Annotated in this window: 20 protein-coding genes and 1 pseudogene; 11 read left to right on the top strand and 10 right to left on the bottom strand. The window is 62.3% G+C overall.

The annotated features are described in order from the left end of the window. Positions 1–155: 155 nt before the first annotated feature. Positions 156–776 carry a TetR/AcrR family transcriptional regulator gene (locus BFP89_RS07255; RefSeq protein WP_065884845.1) on the bottom strand — a complete coding sequence of 207 codons (621 nt, stop codon included), beginning with the start codon at positions 774–776 and terminating at the stop codon, positions 156–158. Positions 777–892: 116 nt separating this feature from the next. On the opposite strand from BFP89_RS07255, the gene copC reads away from it, so the two are divergent. The 5 genes and pseudogenes from copC to BFP89_RS28365 form a co-directional block, all read left to right on the top strand. Continuing rightward, positions 893–1,258 carry a copper homeostasis periplasmic binding protein CopC gene (gene copC / locus BFP89_RS07250; protein WP_065884844.1) on the top strand — a complete coding sequence of 122 codons (366 nt, stop codon included), beginning with the start codon at positions 893–895 and terminating at the stop codon, positions 1,256–1,258. A gap of 3 nt (positions 1,259–1,261) precedes the next feature. Continuing rightward, positions 1,262–2,119 carry a copper homeostasis membrane protein CopD gene (gene copD, locus BFP89_RS07245; RefSeq protein ID WP_065884843.1) on the top strand — a complete coding sequence of 286 codons (858 nt, stop codon included), beginning with the start codon at positions 1,262–1,264 and terminating at the stop codon, positions 2,117–2,119. Between the two features lie 308 nt (positions 2,120–2,427). After that, positions 2,428–3,243, top strand: a complete 816-nt coding sequence (locus BFP89_RS07240) for an NAD-dependent epimerase/dehydratase family protein (protein WP_065884842.1) — start codon at positions 2,428–2,430, stop codon at positions 3,241–3,243. Positions 3,244–3,272: 29 nt separating this feature from the next. Continuing rightward, complete coding sequence (locus tag BFP89_RS07235; RefSeq protein ID WP_065884841.1) at positions 3,273–4,148, top strand: SMP-30/gluconolactonase/LRE family protein; 876 nt, start codon at positions 3,273–3,275, stop codon at positions 4,146–4,148. 37 nt (positions 4,149–4,185) lie between these two features. After that, a pseudogene (locus BFP89_RS28365) lies at positions 4,186–4,281 on the top strand (TRAP transporter substrate-binding protein); the annotation flags it as partial. 117 nt (positions 4,282–4,398) lie between these two features. On the opposite strand, the gene BFP89_RS07225 reads toward BFP89_RS28365, so the two are convergent. The 5 genes from BFP89_RS07225 to BFP89_RS07205 form a co-directional block, all read right to left on the bottom strand. Beyond that, positions 4,399–5,544, bottom strand: a complete 1,146-nt coding sequence (locus tag BFP89_RS07225; RefSeq protein WP_065884839.1) for an HlyD family secretion protein — start codon at positions 5,542–5,544, stop codon at positions 4,399–4,401. Then, on the bottom strand, positions 5,541–7,187 hold the full coding sequence (locus BFP89_RS07220; RefSeq protein WP_065884838.1) for an MFS transporter: 1,647 nt from the start codon (positions 7,185–7,187) through the stop codon (positions 5,541–5,543). Before BFP89_RS07220 ends, BFP89_RS07225 begins: the two co-directional genes overlap by 4 nt. A 163-nt stretch (positions 7,188–7,350) precedes the next feature. Continuing rightward, positions 7,351–8,163: a sulfite exporter TauE/SafE family protein gene (locus BFP89_RS07215; protein WP_065884837.1), complete on the bottom strand. Its 813-nt coding sequence runs from the start codon at positions 8,161–8,163 to the stop codon at positions 7,351–7,353. Next, complete coding sequence (locus BFP89_RS07210) at positions 8,164–9,408, bottom strand: FAD/NAD(P)-binding oxidoreductase (protein ID WP_065884836.1); 1,245 nt, start codon at positions 9,406–9,408, stop codon at positions 8,164–8,166. It abuts the gene before it with no gap. 51 nt (positions 9,409–9,459) lie between these two features. Then, the gene (locus tag BFP89_RS07205; RefSeq protein WP_057007617.1) at positions 9,460–9,795 is read right to left on the bottom strand and encodes an ArsR/SmtB family transcription factor; all 336 of its coding nucleotides are present in this window, start codon (positions 9,793–9,795) and stop codon (positions 9,460–9,462) included. Positions 9,796–9,889: 94 nt separating this feature from the next. Between BFP89_RS07205 and BFP89_RS07200 the strand changes: the two genes are divergently transcribed. Beyond that, a complete protein-coding gene (locus tag BFP89_RS07200; RefSeq protein ID WP_065884835.1) occupies positions 9,890–10,753 on the top strand; it encodes an MBL fold metallo-hydrolase in 864 nt (287 codons plus the stop codon). A 183-nt stretch (positions 10,754–10,936) separates the two neighbouring features. Here BFP89_RS07200 and bkdR read toward each other — a convergent pair whose 3' ends face one another. Beyond that, on the bottom strand, positions 10,937–11,425 hold the full coding sequence (gene bkdR, locus BFP89_RS07195) for a Bkd operon transcriptional regulator BkdR (RefSeq protein WP_057721662.1): 489 nt from the start codon (positions 11,423–11,425) through the stop codon (positions 10,937–10,939). Between the two features lie 195 nt (positions 11,426–11,620). Between bkdR and BFP89_RS07190 the strand changes: the two genes are divergently transcribed. From BFP89_RS07190 to BFP89_RS07170, 5 genes are all read left to right on the top strand, one after another. Further along, positions 11,621–12,856 carry a 3-methyl-2-oxobutanoate dehydrogenase (2-methylpropanoyl-transferring) subunit alpha gene (locus BFP89_RS07190; protein ID WP_065884834.1) on the top strand — a complete coding sequence of 412 codons (1,236 nt, stop codon included), beginning with the start codon at positions 11,621–11,623 and terminating at the stop codon, positions 12,854–12,856. A gap of 1 nt (position 12,857) precedes the next feature. Beyond that, the gene (locus BFP89_RS07185) at positions 12,858–13,916 is read left to right on the top strand and encodes an alpha-ketoacid dehydrogenase subunit beta (protein ID WP_065884833.1); all 1,059 of its coding nucleotides are present in this window, start codon (positions 12,858–12,860) and stop codon (positions 13,914–13,916) included. Further along, the gene (locus BFP89_RS07180; RefSeq protein WP_065884832.1) at positions 13,917–15,176 is read left to right on the top strand and encodes a dihydrolipoamide acetyltransferase family protein; all 1,260 of its coding nucleotides are present in this window, start codon (positions 13,917–13,919) and stop codon (positions 15,174–15,176) included. A gap of 4 nt (positions 15,177–15,180) precedes the next feature. After that, a complete protein-coding gene (gene lpdA / locus BFP89_RS07175) occupies positions 15,181–16,560 on the top strand; it encodes a dihydrolipoyl dehydrogenase (protein WP_065884831.1) in 1,380 nt (459 codons plus the stop codon). A 205-nt stretch (positions 16,561–16,765) separates the two neighbouring features. Next, entirely contained in the window at positions 16,766–17,785 is a 1,020-nt protein-coding gene (locus BFP89_RS07170; protein WP_065884830.1) for a branched-chain amino acid aminotransferase, read from the top strand. Positions 17,786–17,912: 127 nt separating this feature from the next. Here BFP89_RS07170 and BFP89_RS27165 read toward each other — a convergent pair whose 3' ends face one another. The 3 genes from BFP89_RS27165 to BFP89_RS07155 form a co-directional block, all read right to left on the bottom strand. After that, positions 17,913–18,806 carry a GNAT family acetyltransferase gene (locus BFP89_RS27165; protein ID WP_083208024.1) on the bottom strand — a complete coding sequence of 298 codons (894 nt, stop codon included), beginning with the start codon at positions 18,804–18,806 and terminating at the stop codon, positions 17,913–17,915. A 61-nt stretch (positions 18,807–18,867) separates the two neighbouring features. Continuing rightward, positions 18,868–19,701: a TIGR03915 family putative DNA repair protein gene (locus BFP89_RS07160; RefSeq protein WP_065884829.1), complete on the bottom strand. Its 834-nt coding sequence runs from the start codon at positions 19,699–19,701 to the stop codon at positions 18,868–18,870. Then, positions 19,698–20,918 (bottom strand): putative DNA modification/repair radical SAM protein, encoded by a 1,221-nt coding sequence (locus tag BFP89_RS07155; RefSeq protein ID WP_065884828.1) that lies wholly within the window; start codon positions 20,916–20,918, stop codon positions 19,698–19,700. The genes BFP89_RS07160 and BFP89_RS07155 overlap by 4 nt, the downstream gene beginning before the upstream one ends. Positions 20,919–21,053 lie beyond the last annotated feature (135 nt).

Below are 21,053 nucleotides of genomic sequence, written 5' to 3'. Positions count from 1 at the left end.
GATTCAAGCCTGCGTTCGGCCAGCGTGGTTTAACGGGGCGCCTAGGATCAAAAGCAGATCAAGAGCGACTCGCTTCGCATCGTGGTTACGGTTGGGCGCTGCTGAGTTGTGTAGATACCTATGCCCCGATGAGGCCTTCAGCCCCACTACAAAACTCAAGGCTGCAACCCAATCCCGCGCAATATCACCCCGGTCACCGTCTGAATCGCCCGCTCAAACTGCATATCCGACAACGGCTGGTGATCATTCAGGATATTCACCTGGTGATCGAAGTCGGCATAGTGCTGGGTCGACGCCCAGATCATATACAGCAGGCTCGACGGCTCCAGCGGCAGGATGCGTTTGTCCTGCACCCACTGGCGGATTTTCGCTTCCTTCATCTTGGCCCAGTCGTACAGGCTTTCATCCAGCGCCTCACCGAGGGTCGGCGCGCCGTGGATGATTTCATTGGCCCAGACTTTCGAGCCATAGGGCCGCGTGCGCGAGCGCTGCATCTTGGCGCGAATGTAGCTGCTGAGCACCACGCGCGGGTCATCGAAGGTTTCGAAACTCAGGGCGTCCTGTTTCCACACCTCCAGCAGGTCGAACAGCACCGCGCTGTACAGCTCGCTCTTGGTGGTGAAGTAGTAATGCAGATTCGAGCGCGGCAGTTGCGCCTCTTTGGCGATGTCGGCCATGGCGGTGCTGCCATAGCCTTTTTCAGCGAAGACCTTCTCCGCTGCCAGCAGGATTTTCTCGACGTTGACCCGTCGAATGCCGATCTTGTGATTGCCCATAAGGGCTCCCTGACAACAACACGACCTAGAGACTACCATCGGCTCTAGATCGGGGCGACACGCCGAACCGAAACTTCGTACACTGGCGCCTTCTATCCTCTGATTGGTATTGAACAATGTTGATCAAGAAGTCCCTGACAACCGTCGCCCTGCTCGCTTCTCTGCTGGGCGCGTCTGCGGCGTTCGCTCATGCACACCTCAAAAGCTCTACGCCGGCGGCAGACAGCAGCGTGGCCACGCCGAAAGAGCTGCGCCTGACATTCAGCGAAGGCGTCGAAGCGACCTTCACCAAGGTGTCCCTGAGCAAGGACGGCACGGAAATCGCGATCAAGGGCCTGGAAACCCCGGACACCGACAAGAAAACCCTGGTGGTCACCCCTGCCGCTCCGCTGGCGGCCGGCACTTACAAAGTGGAATGGCACGCGGTGTCCGTCGACACCCACAAGAGCGAAGGCACTTACAGCTTCAAGGTCGGCCAATAATTCATGGCAACCCTGCTGGTGCTGTGCCGCTTCCTGCATTTCATCGTCGTGCTGCTGATGTTCGGGGCCTGTGTGTTCAGGCCTCTGCTGCTCGGGACAGCTGCGCTGCCGGCACTCGACCGGCAATTGTTGCGCATCACCCGTGGCCTGGCCTGGGTGGGGCTAGTTTCCGGGATCGCGTGGCTGTTGTTGATCACCGCCAGCATGGCCGGCGGCTGGGACGCGGCGCTGCAACCGGCGACCGTCCAGCTGGTGTTGGGCAAGACCTTCTTCGGTCAGGTGTGGACCTGGCACCTACTGCTGAACCTGCTGCTGGTGATCGTGCTGATCAAGCCCTGGCCGGCGCTGCGCCTGCCGCTGATAGCGCTGATGCTGGTGACCCTGGCACCAGTAGGCCACGGCGCCATGCTCGATGGGCTCAGCGGGCAACTGCTGATCCTCAATCAGGTGGTGCACTTGGCAAGCGTCGGCGCCTGGCTGGGTGGGCTGCTGTTGCTGGTATTGATCCTGCGCCAGACACCGCCGCTTGCGCTGCAGCCAATCCTGCGGCGCTTCAGCGGCGTGGGCTACGCCTTGGTGGCTGGCCTGCTTGTGACCGGTCTGATCAACGTGCGCGTGCTCACCGGCCAATGGTGGCCTACCCCGCTGTTCGAAGGCTTTGCCTTGATCCTGCTGATCAAAGTGCTGTTGGTAGGGGGCATGTTGGCGCTGGCCTTGCTCAATCGGTTGCGCCTGGAACAGTGCGAACAGCGCTTAAGCAGCTTGAAGGCCAGTGTGATGACGGAATGGTCACTAGGTGTTGCAGCGGTAGCCGTTGTATCGCTGTTGGGCACGCTGCCGCCAATGGTCATTTCCGGCTGAACCAGGAATTCTCAAGTCGTACTCCATTCAAATGCGGGAGGGCGTACACCGCCCTGTGTAGGAGCGAGCTTGCTCGCGAAAAATATCAACGATAACGCGTGCTTCCTGAATGAGCGCGGTGCCTGTGAGCTTTTCGCGAGCAAGCTCGCTCCTACAAAAGCCAGCGGTGGCCAGTGAAAGATGTATTTGCAGGCAAGCCCCGCCCACATTTGATCTCACTGGCTGCAAGGGCGTTGACAACACAGGGAATCCCTCACACTATTTCCGCATAGTCATACGACAACCTACAACAAAAAATCGGAATGCCCATGACCACCACCACGCCTACTCCTTTCAACCGCATCCTGCTTACCGGCGCCGCCGGCGGCCTGGGTAAAGTCCTGCGCGAACGCATGCGTCCCTACGCCACTGTGCTGCGCTTGTCAGACATCGCCGACATGGCCCCCGCCGCCGCCCATGAAGAAGTGCAACCCTGCGATCTTTCCGACAAACAAGCCGTGCACCATCTGGTCGAAGGCGTCGATGCGATCCTGCACTTTGGCGGCGTGTCGGTGGAGCGTCCCTTTGAAGAAGTGCTCGGCGCCAATATCAGTGGCGTCTTCCACATCTACGAAGCCGCGCGCCGTCATGGAGTCAAGCGTGTGATCTTCGCCAGCTCCAATCACGTGATCGGCTTCTACAAGCAGAGCGAACAACTCGATGCCCATTCACCGCGCCGTCCGGACAGCTACTACGGCCTGTCCAAGTCCTATGGCGAAGACATGGCGAGTTTCTACTTCGATCGCTACGGCATCCAGACCGTGAGCATCCGTATCGGCTCGTCGTTCCCGCAACCACAGAACCGCCGGATGATGCACACCTGGTTGAGCTTCGACGACCTGACCCAACTGCTCGAGCGCGCGCTGTACACCCCAGACGTGGGGCACACCGTGGTCTACGGCATGTCGGACAACCTCGACACCTGGTGGGACAACCGCTATGCCGCGCACCTGGGCTTTGCCCCCAGGGACAGCTCCGAAGTGTTCCGCGCCCAGGTCGAGGCCCAGCCGCCGGTGGCGGACGATGACCCGGCCAGAATCTATCAGGGCGGCGCGTTCTGCGCGGCAGGCCCGTTCGGTGACTGAGTTCACGTAACCCAAGGGAATGAGTGGCGATGAGTGCAGAATTGATTGTCGACGCCCGCAACTCCGTCGGCGAATGCCCGGTGTGGGTGCCCGAGGAAAATGCCCTGTACTGGGTGGATATCCCCAATGGTCGGCTGCAGCGCTGGAACGCCGCCACGGGCCAGGTCGCAACGTGGCAAGCCGCGCAGATGCTCGCCTGTATTGCTCGCACTGACAAAGGCAATTGGGTCGCCGGCATGGAGTCCGGGTTTTTCCAACTGACCCCGCACAGCGATGGCAGTCTCGACACTAAGCCCCTGGCAAGTGTCACGCATCCACGCCCGGACATGCGCCTCAACGATGGGCGTTGCGACCGCCAGGGCCGTTTCTGGGCCGGCAGCATGGTGCTGAACATGGGCCTGAACGCCGCCGAAGGCATCTTGTATCGCTACGCAGCCGGCTCGGCGCCCCATGCCCAACTGGACGGTTTCATTACCTTGAACGGCCTGGCCTTCAGCCCCGACGGCCGTACGATGTACGCCTCGGATTCACACCCGTTGGTGCAACAAATCTGGGCCTTCGACTACGACATTGATACCGGCACGCCATCCAACCGCCGCGTGTTTGTCGACATGCATCGACACCTCGGTCGGCCCGACGGTGCGGCGGTAGACGCGGACGGCTGCTACTGGATCTGCGCCAACGACGCCGGTTTGGTGCACCGCTTCACCCCGGACGGTCGCCTCGACCAGTCCCATCACGTACCGGTGAAAAAACCCACCATGTGCGCCTTTGGCGGCAGTCGCCTGGACACCCTGTACGTCACCTCGATCCGTGACGACCCGAGTGAGCAGTCACTGTCCGGCGGCGTGTTCGCCCTCAACCCAGGCGTCCAGGGGCTGCCCGAACCGCGCTTCATCCTCTAGCGGCAGCAGCGCCGCGCACGCGCTGGAAATCAAAGTTGACCAGGCGCACATGCGCAAGGTCATCGACGTCGAAATTGGCGACGAGATCCTCGCCAAAATCACCCACTCCGAGTTCGGGCTAGTGGCCCTGGCCGCCCAGGCTGACGAGCGCGGGTTGTGGGCTTGCAGTGTGTCAGTCTGGGCATCTTTGACTGACACACCGCTATCGGGGGCAAGCCCCCTCCCACATTTGCTCCCTGTTGTGTCAGGGTCAGGGGGGTGAGTTTTTAAGGCGCCCTGCCGTGTCAATACTCACCACCACCGACAACCCCGGCCGCAACCGTTCACTCTCGGCCTGGTCCGGGTCCACGGTGATCCGCACCGGCACGCGCTGGGCGATCTTGAGGAAGTTGCCGGTGGCGTTGTCCGCCTGCAACAGGCTGAACTCGGAACCAGTGGCCGGGGAAATATGCTGCACCGTGCCGTGAAACCTGCGGTGGTTCAACGCATCCACGGTGAAGGTCACCGGCTGGCCGACCTGCACATTGTCCATCTGGGTTTCTTTCATATTGGCAATCACCCACAACTGCTTGGGCACCAGCGCCATCAACTGCGCGCCGGAGTTGACGTAGGCCCCGAGGCGCACGCCAATCTGCCCCAACTGGCCATCCCGGGGCGCGGTGATGCGGGTGTTGGACAGGTCGATCCGCGCCAATTCCACCGCCGCCTCTGCGCTGGCCACCGCCGCCTCCAGGGAGCCGCGATTGACGATCACCGTTTGCAGGTCCTGCCGCGCGATTTCCAGGCTGGCCTGGGCCTGGGCCACGGCAGCGACCGTTTGGGCATTGGCGGCGCGGGTCACGTCCAGCTCACGCTTGGACACCGAGCCGTCGCTGATCAATTCTTCATTGCGGCGCAGGTCGGCGGTACTTTTGCGCGCCTGCGCCTGGCTGTCGACCAGCGCAGCCTGACGCAACTTGATGGTCGCTTCGGCACTGTTGCGTTGCTGCACCACATTGGCCAGCGAAGCCTTCTGCACCGCCAGTTGCGCCAGGGCCTGGTCCAGGCGCTGCTTGTAGATGCGATCATCGAGGCGCACCAGCAGGTCACCGGCTTTCACATACTGGAAATCCTGCACCGGCACTTCGAATACGTAGCCGCTGAGCTGCGGGCCGATGATCGTCACCTGCCCACGCACCAGGGCATTCTCGGTGGTTTCCACGGCGCTGCTGAACGGCGGCAGTTGCCACGCGTACAGCACGATCAGCACGCCGACAATGGCAACGGCGGCAAAGCCCAGGGACGAAAGGAGGCGTACCCGCAATGAACGCGGCTCGGTCACGGCGGCGCCCGGTGGCGTGGTGCCCTCGGGCGTGGAAGCGATGGCGTTGGTGGTCGTGGTCGTGGGTTCGGTCATGAAGAGGCGCCGACAGGTTGAACAGGAGGGGTTGCTGCTTTGGTGGTGCTCATCAGCCACAGGCTGCGGATAAAGATCCAGATCATGGTCAGGATCGCGATAATCGCAATCAACATGAAGACATCGTTGTACGCCATGACGTTCGCCTCACGGGTGGCCGCCGTGGCCAGGCTGCGAATGCCCATGAGGTTGCGCAGCTCCGGGTCGGCGATGATGCCGCCATAGGCCGAGCCACCACTCTGCACCCGCGCCGCCACGCGGGGGTCGAGCAAGGTCAGGTGCTCGACGATCATGCTCGAATGGTACTTCTCGCGCACGATCTGGAAGGTGCCGAGCAATGCCGCGCCGATCAGGCCGCCGAGGTTCTGGCAAATCCCGAACATCACCGAAAAACTCACCAGGTTGCGCGGGTTGGTCAATACATTCTTGGTGCCCAGCACCATGGTCGGCCCGAGAAAGAAGGTCCCGCCGAAGCCTAGCAGGAACTGGCTGATATACAGGTTCTGCGGCCGCGTCAGGTTGCTGGAAAAACTGTCCATTACCGACCCCGTCGCCATCAGCGCCAGGGAAATGATCAGCGGCATCAACAGATGCGCCGGGTTGATCGTCAAGGCGCTGACCACCAGCCCGGCAATCGCCCCGGCCAGCATCACCACGTACAAGGTGTGCATCTGCTGGTAACTCATGTTCAGCATCTGCATAAAACCCACCGCGCCGGTGGATTGTTCCGACAGCACCATCCGAATCAGGATCACCGCCAAGGCCAGGCGAATCATGGTGCCGCTGCCCAGCCAGCGGGTCATCAGCAGCGGGTTGGCGCGGTTATGCTCGATGGCCAACCCGGCCATGATCAGCACCAGCGAACAGGCCGAGGCGATGCCGATCCAGGGCGCTTCCAGCCACCAGTCGATGCGCCCCAGGGACAACACCGCGCAGAGCAAGGCGACGCCGGTGGCCAGGATCGCGAAGGTGAGGAAGTCGAGTTTTTCGAAGGTCTTGAACCGGTCGCCGGGCGGCAACTTGAGCAAAAACACACAACCCAGGCAGATCAGCGCCAGGCCCAGCTCGAACAGGTACAAGCCACGCCATTCGGCGATTTGCAGCAAATCTTCGGAGAACAGCCGCGCCAGGGGTAGCGCAAGCTGCGCGGTGCCCAGCCCCAGCACCAGGGATCTGAGGCGCCACTTGGCCGGGAACGCCTGGATCATGTAGTACAAGCCCAACGAACTCAGCGCCGCCCCCACCATGCCGTGGGCCGCCCGCACGGCGATGGCCGAGTTTAGGTCGTTGACGAACAAGTGGCCGAAGGTCACCAGCGCATACAACACCAGGAACACTTCGGTAAACGCCCGCAGGCCGAACTGCTGGCGAAACTTCACCAGCAGCAGGTTCATGCACACGTTGGTCATCACATAGGCGGCGGGCAGCCAGGCCATTTCCGCCGTGGTCGCGCCCAGGGCGCCTTGCAGGTATTGCAGATTGGCGATGACCAGCGCGTTGCCCAGGCCACCCGTGATTGCCACCAGCACACCTACCAACGCAAACAGCCAGCGTTTGTGGGTGGGGTGCAGCGGCGTCGACGGCGAACCGGGCAGGCTCGGCCGCTCGTGGGGCTGCCAGGTGTGGGGGGTGTATTTATCCATTCGGTGACCTTGATGAACCGACGTGCAAGGCCGGTGAAACCATTACTGGGAGAACAGTAACCTGAGGTACGTTCATCTCGCCATCTATCAAGCGTGCACGGTCAACACTGTTCAGTCGATCGTTCCTTTTTGATCGTTCCCACGCTCCGCGTGGGAACGATCATCAGGTCCGGAGCAAAGCATTCATCAGCATTCCAGCCGCCACCAGCACACATAAACCGGCAAACCCCACTTGCAACGCACGCGCAGGAATCACTGAGCACAAGCGACGTCCGGCCAACATGCCGGCAATACTCGCCACAATAAATCCCCAGCCCACCGGCTCGATGTTCACCCCGGCATGAAAGGCCCCCACCACACCGATCAACGACAGCAGGCTGACCACCATCAACGAGGTCGCGACGATCCCGCGCATCTGCACATCGGTGAGTTGCTTGAACGCCGGTACGATCAGAAAACCGCCGCCCACGCCGAGCAAACCCGAGACCGCGCCGGTCACCGCGCCCAGTGCCGCCAGGGTGGCAGTGCATTTGGCGGTCCAGGCCAGGCGTCCGGTCTGCTGGTTGAGCATGCAGTTCTTCTGGCCCCAGGACGCCGCGCCATGGTCACTCGGCCCGGCCTCGACCTTTTCGCGCCGCACCATGCGCCAGGCCACCAGCACCATGAGCGCGCTGAACAAGCCCATCAGCACCGGCTCCGACAGTTGATGAGCGACGAACACACCGAGCGGTGAAAACAGCGCGCCCAGCAAGGCGATCAATAACGCGGCGCGATAACGCACCAGGCCATGGCGCAGGCCGTCAATCGCCCCCACCGCCGCCGCTGCGCCTACCGCAAGCAAGGACACCGGCGCGGCCTGGGTCATCGTCAACCCCAGCCCCAGCACCAGCGCCGGTACCCCGAGGATACCGCCGCCTGCACCGGTCAGGCCCATGACCAGGCCCATCAATACACCCAACATACTGGCCAGCAGCATTCAGTCCACCTTGCTCAGGCGGGTCAGCCACTCGCGGCCCTTGAGCATGCCGTTCCAGTAGAACCACGGCAGCAACGTGGCCTTGAGGAACCACATCGAGCGGCGCGCCCGGGTGGGGTTGAGGGGAAAGGTCGGCAGCAGCTTGCCGCCGTAGCCGAACTCGGCCAGCACCACCTTGCCCTTCTCCACCGTCAACGGGCAGGAGCCGTAGCCGTCGTATTTGAGCGGCAGCGGCGCTTGTTTGCGCAGGGCCAGCAGGTTCTCGGCCACCACCACGATCTGCTTGCGCACCGCCGCCGCCGTCTTGGCGTTGGAGGTGCCGCACACGTCGCCCAGGCCGAAGATGTGCGGATAGCGCAGGTGTTGCAGGCTGTGGGGGTTTACTTCGCACCAGCCTGCAGCGTCGGCCAGCGGGCTTTGGCGGATAAAATCCGGGGCGACTTGCGGCGGGACCACATGCAGCAGATCAAAAGCCTTTTCGACGACGCTGACCTTGCCTTCGGCGTCCTTGACTTCAAACCAGGCTTTGCGCGCCGGGCCGTCGACCTTCACGAGGTTGGCATTGAACGCCAGCCGTGCGTTGTATTTCTCGACGTACTTCATCAACGGCGGCACAAAGGTCGCCACGCCGAACAGCGCGGCACCGGCCAGGTTAAATTCGACGTCGATGTTTTTCAGGCTGCCCTGCCTGAGCCAGTGATCGCAGGACAGGTACATGGCCTTCTGCGGCGCACCGGCGCATTTGATCGGCATGGCCGGCTGGGTGAAGAGCGCCTTGCCACCCTTGAGCTGCTGCACCAGTTGCCAGGTGTAGGCCGCGTGTTCGTAACTGTAGTTGGAGGTGACGCCGTGGCGACCGAGGGTATCCTGCAGGCCCTCGATCTTTTCCCAGGCCAGGCGCAGGCCGGGGCAGACGATCAGGTTGTTCCAGGTGACGCGCTGGCCGCTGTCGAGCACCAGGGTCTGCTCGTCAGGCAATAACTCGCTGGCGGCGGCCTGGATCCAGGTGACCCCGTTGGGCAGTACGTCGGCCAGCGGGCGCCGGGTCTTTTGCAGGTCGTAGGCGCCGCCGCCCACCAGGGTCCAGGCGGGCTGATAGCAATGGAAGTCGTTGGGTTCGATCAGGATGATGTTCAGTTGCGGGTCGCGCTTGAGCAGGCTGGCCAGCAGGCCGATGCCTGCCGAGCCGCCGCCGATGACGACGATATCGCCACTGATGGTGGGTCCCCAGTGTTGTTCGGTCATTGTCTACTGCCTTTTTCAGTCAATGCACACAAGGGTCGCTGCCGGATGGCGTCACGCCCAGCTTTTTATCACCGCGCCGCAGTACAGGCCGGACAGGGTCTTCATCACTTGAATCACTTCGTGGCTGGCCAGCCCGTAGAAGATGTATTTACCTTCCCGACGGGTGGCGACCAACCCTTCGTCCCGCAAAATGCCCAACTGTTGTGACAGCGTGGGCTGGCGCACGCCCGTCTGGGCTTCCAGCTCGCCGACGTTGCGTTCGCCCAGGGTCAACTGGCAGAGGATCAACAAGCGGTCCTCATTGGCCAACGCCTTGAGCAAGGAACAGGCCTTGGACGCCGATGCACGCAATTGGGCGACTTCGCCCTCACTCAACGTAGATTCCATTTGCCTCGGCTCCTTTATCTCACTTAAGCTCAAAACATTATGTTTAAACGTAAACTGATTGTAACCACTTTTTTCTTTACCGGGGATAGCCGCCATGCCAGCGTTGATTCAAGCCTTTCTGGACGAGGCATCGTCGACCTACACCTACATCGTCTATGAAGCCGACGGCGGCCCCTGCGCCATCGTCGATTCAGTGCTCAACTACGACCCGGCGTCCGGGCGCACCGATACCGCACAGGCCGACAAGGTAATTGCCTTCGTGCGCGCGCATGGCCTGCAGGTGCAGTGGCTGCTGGAAACCCACGCCCACGCCGATCACTTGTCCGCCGCGCCGTACCTGCGCCGCACCCTGGGCGGCAAGATTGCGATCGGCCAGTCCATCAGCAAGGTGCAGGGTGTGTTCAAGGACCTGTTCAACCTGGAGCCGGCGTTCCGTGTCGATGGTTCGCAGTTCGATCACCTGTTTGCGCCGGATGAAATCTTTCATATCGGCGGCTTGCAGGCCCAGGCGCTGCATGTACCTGGGCATACCCCGGCGGACATGGCCTACCTGATCGATGGCCGCTTGATCCTGGTGGGCGACACCCTGTTCATGCCCGACGTCGGCACCGCCCGCTGCGACTTCCCCGGCGGCGACGCGCGGCAGCTGTACGCGTCGATGCGCAAGCTGCTGGCGTTCCCGCCTGAAACCCGGCTGTACGTGTGCCATGACTATCCACCCGAGGGCCGCGATGCCAGGTGCCAGACCACGGTGGCCGAACAGCGCGCGGAGAATATCCATGTGCATGACGGCGTGGATGAGGCGGCGTTTGTCGCGATGCGCACCACCCGGGATGCCGGGCTGGGCATGCCCACGTTGTTGCTGCCGGCGATCCAGGTGAATGTGCGGGCGGGGCATATGCCGCCGGCGGAAGACAATGGCGTCACCTATCTCAAGATCCCGCTTAACCAACTTTGAAATGCAGCCAAATGTGTGGAAGAGGGAAAGCCTTGATACTTGTAGGAGCGAGCTTGCTCGCGAAAAACGTCAACGATAACGCGTGCTTCCTGAATGAACGCGGTGCCTGTGAGTTTCTCGCGAGCAAGCTCGCTCCTACAACCATTTGGGCCTGCCCCCTCCCACATTTGGTTCGGTGTTGAATCAGGAGCCCAGGTTTATGCCGTTGGCCGGCAGCGGCAGCGCGGTTTTGTAGCGCACCTGCTTCAAGGCAAAACTGGAGCGGATATTCGCCACCCCCGGCACCTTGGTCAGAAAATCCATCATGAAACGCTCCAGCGCCTGGATCGTCGGCACCAGCACCCGGATCAGGTAATCCGGGTCGCCGGCCATCAGGTAACACTCCATCACTTCCGGCCGGTCCGAGATCGCGCCTTCAAATTGCTGCAACGCCAGTTCATTCTGCTTTTCCAGGCTCACATGGATGAACACGTTGACATGCAGCCCCAGCAGGTCGGCGTCCAGCAACGTGACCTGCTCGCGAATCAGCCCCAACTCCTCCATCGCCTTCACCCGATTGAAGCACGGCGTGGGCGACAGGTTGACCGAACGGGCGAGGTCGGCGTTGGTGATGCGGGCATTCTCCTGCAGGGCGTTGAGAATGCCGATATCGGTACGGTCCAGTTTGCGCATGAGACAAAGTCACCTGTTTATTATGTTTATGCAGATTTTTTATCCGTAAATGATCTGGAGCGCAACGAAACACAGATAAATATTCTTCTACGCCACGCCTATGATTGTTGTAGGACAAGATTTCTTCTACCCGAAGACTGACTGTCAGCTAGCGCGCCCACTACAAGAAATTCACAAGATCGAGCGTAGAAAGCCATGACCCAGCCGTATGCACCGCTGCGCCTGCACGTTCCCGAACCCTCGGGCCGCCCGGGCTGCAAGACCGACTTCACCTACCTGCGCCTGACCGACGCCGGCCTGGTACGCAAACCCGCCATCGACGTAGAACCGTCCGACACCGCCGACCTGGCCAAGGGCTTGATCCGCGTGCTCGACGACCAGGGCCAGGCCCTGGGCCCGTGGGCCGAGGGCGTCAGCGCCGACGTCATGCGCAAAGGCATGCGCGCGATGCTCAAGACGCGCATCTTCGACAACCGCATGGTGGTCGCCCAGCGTCAGAAAAAAATGTCGTTCTACATGCAAAGCCTTGGCGAAGAAGCCATCGGCAGCGCCCAGGCCCTGGCCTTGAACATCGACGACATGTGCTTCCCCACCTATCGCCAGCAAAGCATCCTGATGGCCCGCGACGTGCCGCTGGTGGACCTGATCTGCCAACTGCTGTCCAACGAGCGCGACCCGCTCAAGGGCCGCCAGTTGCCGATCATGTACTCGGTCAAGGACGCTGGTTTCTTCACCATTTCCGGTAACCTCGCCACCCAGTTCGTACAAGGTGTGGGCTGGGGCATGGCGTCGGCGATCAAGGGTGATACCAAGATCGCCTCGGCCTGGATCGGCGACGGCGCTACCGCAGAATCGGACTTCCACACCGCCCTGACCTTTGCCCACGTGTACCGTGCGCCGGTGATCCTCAACGTGGTCAACAACCAGTGGGCCATCTCCACCTTCCAGGCCATTGCCGGCGGTGAAGCCACCACGTTCGCCGGACGCGGCGTCGGTTGCGGTATCGCCTCCCTGCGCGTCGACGGCAACGACTTTATTGCCGTGTACGCCGCCTCCGCCTGGGCCGCAGAGCGCGCGCGCCGCAACCTGGGGCCGACCTTGATCGAGTGGGTCACCTACCGCGCCGGTCCGCACTCCACCTCCGATGATCCGTCCAAGTACCGCCCCGCCGATGACTGGAGCCACTTCCCGTTGGGCGACCCGATTGCCCGCCTCAAACAGCACCTGATCAGGATTGGCCAGTGGTCCGACGAGGAACACGCGGCGGTCAGTGCCGAACTTGAAGCCGAAGTCATCGCTGCGCAAAAACAGGCCGAACAGTACGGCACCCTCGCCGGCGGGCAGATTCCAAGCGCCGCGACCATGTTCGAAGACGTTTATAAAGAGATGCCGGAGCACTTGAAGCGCCAGCGTCAAGAGCTGGGGGTCTGACATGAACGATCACAACAACAGCATCGAACTGGAAACCGCCATGACCACCACCACCATGACCATGATCCAGGCCCTGCGCTCGGCCATGGATGTGATGCTTGAACGGGACGACAACGTGGTGGTGTTCGGCCAGGACGTCGGTTACTTCGGCGGCGTGTTCCGCTGTACCGAAGGTTTGCAGACCAAGTACGGCAGCTCGCGGGTATTCGACGCGCCGATTTCCGAAAGCGGCATCATCGGCGTGGCGGTGGGCATGGGCGCCTACGGTCTGCGCCCGGTCGCGGAAATCCAGTTTGCCGACTACGTCTACCCCGCCACCGACCAGATCATCTCCGAGGCCGCGCGCCTGCGTTATCGCTCGGCGGGCCAGTTCACCGCGCCCCTGACCATGCGCATGCCCTGCGGCGGCGGCATCTACGGCGGCCAGACCCACAGCCAGAGTATCGAAGCGGTGTTCACCCAGGTCTGCGGCCTGCGCACGGTGATGCCGTCCAACCCCTATGACGCCAAGGGCCTGCTGATCGCCTCCATCGAAAACGATGACCCGGTGATCTTCCTTGAACCCAAGCGCCTGTATAACGGCCCGTTCGATGGCCATCACGACCGCCCGGTCACCCCGTGGTCGAAACACCCGCAAGCGCAAGTGCCGGACGGTTACTACACCGTGCCGCTGGACGTGGCCGCCATCGTGCGTCCGGGTTCGGCCGTGACCGTGCTGACCTACGGCACCACCGTGTATGTGTCGCAGGTCGCCGCCGAAGAAACCGGCATCGACGCCGAAGTCATCGACCTGCGCAGCCTGTGGCCGCTGGACCTGGACACCATCGTCAAGTCGGTGAAAAAGACCGGCCGTTGCGTGGTGGTGCACGAAGCCACGCGCACCTGCGGTTTTGGCGCCGAGCTGGTCGCCCTGGTGCAGGAGCACTGCTTCCATCACCTGGAAGCGCCGATCGAGCGCGTCACCGGCTGGGACACGCCCTACCCGCACGCGCAGGAGTGGGCGTATTTCCCAGGCCCGTCCCGAGTGGGCGCGGCGTTGAAACGGGTCATGGAGGTCTGAATGGGCACGCACGTAATCAAGATGCCGGACATTGGCGAAGGCATCGCGGAAGTTGAACTGTCGCAGTGGCATGTGAAGGTCGGCGACCTGGTCGTCGAAGACCAGGTGCTGGCGGATGTGATGACCGACAAGGCGATGGTGGACATTCCCTCGCCGGTCCACGGCAAGGTGATTTCCCTGGGTGGCGAGCCGGGTGAAGTCATGGCGGTGGGCAGTATTTTGATCAGCATTGAAGTGGAAGGCGCCGGTAACGCCAGGGAAGCGCCGGCCGTGGCCGCACCGGTGGAAAAAGCCACGCCGGTGGTGGAGAGCACGCCGGAACCGGTTCAAAGCAAGCCTGCACCTGTGGCGGCCAAAGTCCAGGCACCCGTGGCCCGGGAGGCCAATGAGCGCCCGCTGGCCTCCCCCGCCGTGCGCAAGCATGCCCTCGATGCGGGTATCCCGTTGCGCCTGGTACAGGGCTCCGGCCCGGCCGGGCGAATCCTGCATGAAGACCTCGAGGCTTACCTTCAGCAAGGCGCCAGCCCAGCCTCGGCCGCCGCCAACCCTTACACCGAACGCACCGACGAGCACCAGATCCCGGTGATCGGCATGCGCCGCAAGATCGCCCAGCGCATGCAGGACGCCACCCGCCGCGCCGCGCATTTCAGCTACGTGGAAGAAATCGACGTCACCGCGCTGGACGAGTTGCGCGTGCACCTCAATGACAAACACGGCGCCACGCGCGGCAAGCTGACGTTGCTGCCCTTTATCGTGCGCGCCATGGTGGTGGCACTGCGCGATTTCCCGCAGATCAACGCGCGCTATGACGACGAAGCCCAAGTCATCACCCGCCTCGGCGCGGTGCATGTGGGCGTCGCCACCCAGAGCGACGTCGGCCTGATGGTGCCGGTGGTGCGCCACGCCGAAGCCCGTAGCCTGTGGGGCACTGCCGAAGAAATCACACGTTTGGCCAACGCCGCGCGCAATGGCAAGGCCAGCCGCGAAGAGCTGTCGGGCTCGACCATCACCCTGACCAGCCTCGGCGCGCTGGGCGGCATTGTCAGCACGCCGGTGCTGAACCTGCCGGAAGTGGCGATTGTCGGCGTCAACCGCATCGTCGAGCGGCCGATGGTGATAAAGGGCCAGATCGTGGTACGCAAGATGATGAACCTCTCCAGCTCGTTCGATCACCGTGTGGTCGATGGCATGGACGCGGCGCAATTCATCCAGGCCGTGCGCGGCCTGCTCGAACAACCCGCCAGCCTGTTCCTGGAGTAAGGGCATGACTCAGACACTACACACCACGCTGCTGATCATCGGCGGCGGCCCTGGCGGTTACGTGGCCGCGATTCGCGCCGGCCAACTGGGCATCCCGACCCTTTTGGTGGAAGGCCAGGCGCTGGGCGGCACCTGCCTGAACATCGGCTGCATTCCGTCCAAGGCCTTGATCCATGTGGCCGAGCAATTCCAGCAGACGGTACACCACAGCCAGGGCTCGCCACTGGGCATCGAAGTGGACGTGCCCACCCTGGACATTCGCAAAAGCGTGGAATGGAAAGACGGCATCGTCGACCGCCTGACCACCGGCGTCGCCGCGTTGTTGAAAAAGCACAAGGTGCAGGTGATCCATGGCTGGGCCAGGGTGGTGGACGGCAAGACCGTCGACGTCGGCGAGCAGCGCATCCAGTGCGAACACCTGCTGCTGGCCACCGGTTCGAAAAGCGTCGAGTTGCCGATGCTGCCGCTGGGCGGGCCGGTCATTTCATCCACCGAAGCCCTGGCCCCGAACCACGTACCGAAGCGGCTGATCGTGGTGGGTGGCGGTTACATCGGCCTGGAACTGGGCATCGCCTATCGCAAGCTGGGGGCCGACGTCAGCGTGGTCGAGGCCCAGGAGCGCATCCTGCCGGCCTATGACGCCGAACTGACCCAGCCGGTTAACGAGTCGATCAAGCAACTCGGCATAAAGCTGTACCTCAAGCACAGCGTCAGCGGCTTTGCCGATAACTGCCTGCAAGTGCGCGACCCGAATGGCGACACCCTGTCGCTGGAGACGGACCAGGTGCTGGTGGCCGTGGGTCGCAAACCCCACACCCAGGGCTTCAACCTCGAAGCGCTGAACCTGGACATGAACGGCGCCGCGATCAAGATCGACAGCCGCTGCCAGACCAGCATGCGCAATGTGTATGCCATTGGCGACCTGAGCGGCGAGCCCATGCTGGCACATCGGGCCATGGCCCAGGGCGAGATGGTCGCCGAACTGATCAGCGGCAAAGCCCGCGAATTCAACCCGGCGGCGATTCCGGCGGTGTGCTTTACCGACCCGGAACTGGTGGTGGTGGGCAAATCCCCGGACGAGGCCAAGGCTGCCGGCCTGGACTGCATCGTGTCGAGCTTCCCGTTCGCCGCCAACGGGCGGGCCATGACCCTGGAGTCGAAAACCGGCTTCGTGCGGGTGGTGGCGCGGCGTGACAATCACCTGATTGTCGGCTGGCAGGCGGTGGGAGCCGGGGTGTCGGAACTGTCCACTGCGTTTGGCCTGAGCCTGGAAATGGGCTCGCGCCTGGAGGATGTGGCCGGCACTGTCCATGCCCATCCGACCTTGGGTGAAGCTGTGCAGGAAGCGGCGTTGCGGGCGTTGGGGCATGCGTTGCATCTGTAAAACCGTGGCGAGGCCATCGGGGGCAAGCCCCCTCCCACATTTGGAATGCATTTCAAATGTGGGAGCGGGCTTGCCCCCGATAGCAGTGGATCAGCCGATAGAGATGTGGAATGGTCCAACCGCCCGCTCCCACACCGGCCCAGAATGCAGTATTGTTGAGCCCATCCAGAAAAAAATCCGACTTGACCAGAGATTAGAGGGTGTCATGGGTAACGAAAGCATCAATTGGGACAAGCTGGGTTTTGACTACATCAAGACCGACAAGCGGTTTCTCCAGGTCTGGAAAAACGGCGAATGGCAAGCAGGCACCCTGACCGACGACAACGTGCTGCACATCAGCGAGGGCTCCACCGCCCTGCACTATGGCCAGCAGTGCTTTGAAGGCCTCAAGGCCTACCGCTGCAAGGACGGCTCGATCAACCTGTTCCGTCCGGACCAGAACGCCGCGCGCATGCAACGCAGCTGCGCCCGCCTGCTGATGCCGCATGTGTCGACCGAAGACTTCATCGAAGCCTGCAAACAGGTGGTCAAGGCCAACGAGCGCTTCATCCCGCCTTACGGCAGCGGCGGCGCGCTGTACCTGCGCCCGTTCGTGATCGGCACCGGTGAAAACATCGGTGTGCGCACCGCGCCGGAGTTCATCTTCTCGGTGTTCGCCATCCCGGTCGGTGCCTATTTCAAAGGCGGCCTGGTGCCCCACAACTTCCAGATCTCCACCTTCGACCGCGCCGCGCCACAGGGCACCGGTGCCGCCAAAGTGGGCGGTAACTACGCCGCCAGCCTGATGCCGGGCTCGGAAGCGAGGAAATCCGGCTTCGCCGACGCGATCTACCTGGACCCGATGACCCATTCGAAAATCGAAGAAGTCGGCTCGGCCAACTTCTTCGGCATCACCCACGACAACCAGTTCATCACGCCGAAGTCGCCTTCGGTGCTGCCGGGCATCACCCGCCTGTCGCTGATCGAACTGGCCCAGAGCCGCCTGGGCCTGACCGTGGTCGAGGGCGAGGTGTTCATCGACAAGCTCGACCAATTCAAGGAAGCCGGCGCCTGCGGCACCGCTGCGGTGATCTCGCCGATCGGCGGCATCCAGTACAACGACAAGCTGCACGTGTTCTACAGCGAAACCGAAGTGGGCCCGATTACCCAGAGACTCTACCAAGAGCTGACGGGCGTGCAGACCGGTGACGTTGAAGCGCCGGCGGGTTGGATCGTCAAGGTCTGATAGCCACAACGCAAAACCCAATGTGGGAGGGGGCTTGCCCCCGATAGCGGTGGATCAGTCAATATTTCGGTGACTGACACACTGCAATCGGGGGCAAGCCCCCTCCCACATTTGATCTCCTGTGTCCTTAAGATCGGGCAGGAATATTCCCGGCAATCTTCTTGCCCATGCTGATCCTCGGTTCCACCCCATACCCCAACGCCTCGTAGAACCCCACCACTGCGTCATTGCCGCCATTGATCTGCAGGTTGATCTTCATGCAACCCAGCGCCGTCAACGCCTGTTCCGCGTGACGCACCAGCGATGATCCCAGGCCGTGGCGACGATAGTCGGCATGCACCGCCACCGAATACAGCCAACCACGATGGCCGTCGTAGCCGGCGAGAATCGTCCCTATCACCGCTTTTTTATCGGTCGCGACAAAGAACAACCCGTCATTGACCGCCAGCTTTTTATCGATCGCCAGGCTCGGCAGGTTATGCGCGGTGTCATAGCCGAACGCCGCCCGCCACAACTCAACCACTTGCGCACGGTGCTGACGGTCGCGATACGGGCCGATGGGATGCCGGGACAGCAGGGCCTTTTCCATGACCAGCGTGCGTTCATTGCCATGATAGACATCGCGCACAGTGTGAAACCCCAGCTTGCTGTAGAACGGCTCGGCGGTCAGCGAGGACGGCACGCTCAACACCGTCACCCCGGCTTCGCGGGCGCGCAGTTCGATCTCGATCATCAACAGTCGCCCAATGCCCTGCCCTTGCAGCGCCGGGTTGACGAACACCGAGCGCACCACATTGGCATCAAGCGCGGCGGTGGCGACGATCAGCTGATCCCGGGTGGCCACCAGCACGACACGGCGCTTGAGCAGCGCCAGCACGGCCTCGGGCGTGAAATGACTGGCCACTCGGGCAATCACGTCCGCCGGGTAATCCTGTGCATTGCTGCTGTGCAAGGCCGCCAGGATGACCTGGCTGATCCCTTCGGCATCGGCGGTTTGGGCAAGACGAACAGCGGTAGACATGATTGCTCCTGGCTGAGGGCGCTCTGACAGACACCACCATACCAAGCCCTACCCACATGTTCTAACTGTGCCCGCTTGAAATGCGTTTGCCGGGCTTGGTGCCCACCAGCCTGGCCTGTCCATCCTTCTGCTTGCCCGTGCGCGCCTCGCTGATCAGCCCGGGAATCAACTTGCCTTCCGGCAGGTTCTTCCAGAACCGGCTCGGCAGATGCCCCTCCATCACCTTGGGGTTCAAGCGCGCCGGGTTGAAGATGTGACTGTAATAGGTCAACCACATGGCGCTGTGCGGGTCGTCGACATTTTGCGCCAGTTGCTGCCACGCCTCGGGGCACCGGCGTTGGTGAATCAGTTGCTCGCCATCGTAATACACCCCATCCAGCGGCGTTGCGATCATCCAGCGATGCCGGCCCATGCGCCCGATAAAATGCTGGCTGGCACTGTGCAAAATATCATGGGCCGGCTCATGCCAGGCCACGTACTCCGGCAGCTCGGGCCCTGCCTCGGCCGGCAGTGCAATGAACCGCACGAACGCATGCAAGTGGTGAGCTTCACGGCTGACCTGCTTGATGCGGCGCTGCAACTCGCTGCCCAATTTGTCACCTGCCAACATGGCCGTGCGGTCGCCATGGCTGACCCGCCACAACACCTCATACAACAAACTCCAGCGCTGATCGCCCTGGTAGCAGGCAGCCGACTCCAGCAGTTGCAGCAAGGCCTTGGGAATGCGCGCCTGGAACGGGCCCAACCCGGAAGGAATGGGCTCGTCGGTGGCAAACAGATCCGCCACCTCGGTTGCGCCCCAGCTCACCTGGCTGGGGTCGACCTGATGGCTGAGCAGCCAGCGCGCCTGTTCGCGCCAGGTGCTGAACAGGTTGTCGCATTCCAGGCTGATCATCCCCACAACCCCATCTGTTGCGGTTGCGGGCGATCGCGCAGCTGTTCGCGCAGCAACACACTGGTGCTGTCAGCCTGCTGTGGGTGGTAATCGCTGGTGATGAAAAACGGCTTGGCCTTGGCCAGCACACAGCGCATGCGCGCCAGGTCTTCGAAGCGGATCTTGCGTTCGCGGCGCAGGTCCACCAGGCGCTGGGTGGTGCGCAGGCCAATGCCGGGGATACGCGCGATCAAGGTCGGTTCGGCGCGGTTAAGATCGAGGGGGAACACCTCGCGATGCTCCAGGGCCCACGCCAGCTTGGGGTCGATATCCAGCGCGAGGTCGCCGGGGCCTTCGAACAGCTCATTGGCGCTGAAGCCGTAGCTGCGCAACAGAAAGTCGGCCTGGTACAGACGATGCTCGCGCATCAGCGGCGGTGCGGCCAGGGGCACGCTCTTCGGACTGTTGGGAATCGGGCTGAACGCCGAGTAATACACACGGCGCAGCTTGTAGTTGCCATACAAGGCTTCGGCACCGTGCAGGATGGTGCTGTCATCGGTGTCGTCGGCGCCGACGATCATCTGCGTGCTCTGCCCGGCCGGCGCGAAGCGCGGTGCGCGGGGTTCGTTGAGCACCGTCTGTTCACCGGTGTAGATGGTCTGCATGGCCTGCTTGATCGAGACGATCTGTTTTTCCGGCGCCAGGGTTTGCAGGCTGGCATCGGTAGGCAGTTCGATATTCACGCTCAGGCGGTCGGCATAGCGCCCGGCCTCGGTGATCAACGCGGGGTCGGCTTCAGGAATGGTCTTGAGATGGATATAGCCGCGAAAATCGTGCTCCTCACGCAGCAACTTGGCGACCCGCACCAACTGCTCCATGGTGTAGTCGGCCGAGCGGATGATGCCGGAACTGAGAAACAGGCCGCTGACGCAATTGCGCTTGTAGAAGTCCAGGGTCAGGGTGACCACCTCTTCCGGGCTGAAGCGCGCGCGGGGCACATCGCTGGAACGGCGGTTGACGCAATACTGGCAGTCGTAGAGACAGAAGTTGGTGAGCAAAACCTTGAGCAGCGACACGCAACGGCCGTCGGGCGTATAGCTGTGGCAAATGCCCATGCCGTCGGTGGAACCCAGCCCGGCCTTGCCTTCGGAGCTGCGCTTGGGTGCGCCACTGCTGGCGCACGAAGCGTCGTACTTGGCGGCGTCGGCGAGAATGCTGAGCTTTTCGATCAACTGCATGGAGAGCTACCGGTACTGGTTTTTTGTACAGTATCAGCAGCCACCCCGTGTCACAAGTACCGCCTGTAGGAGCGAGGTGGGCGGCTGGCCCTTGCTCGTGAAGAACGCGAGGGCGCCGCGTTGATTCAGAAGAGG

The sequence above is a fragment of the Pseudomonas sp. 31 R 17 genome, assembly GCF_900004915.1.
In the GTDB taxonomy this organism is placed as follows: Bacteria; Pseudomonadota; Gammaproteobacteria; order Pseudomonadales; family Pseudomonadaceae; genus Aquipseudomonas; species Aquipseudomonas orientalis_A.
The sequence above is the reverse complement of the archived record's forward strand: the minus strand, read 5'-3'. Positions and strand labels throughout refer to the sequence as shown.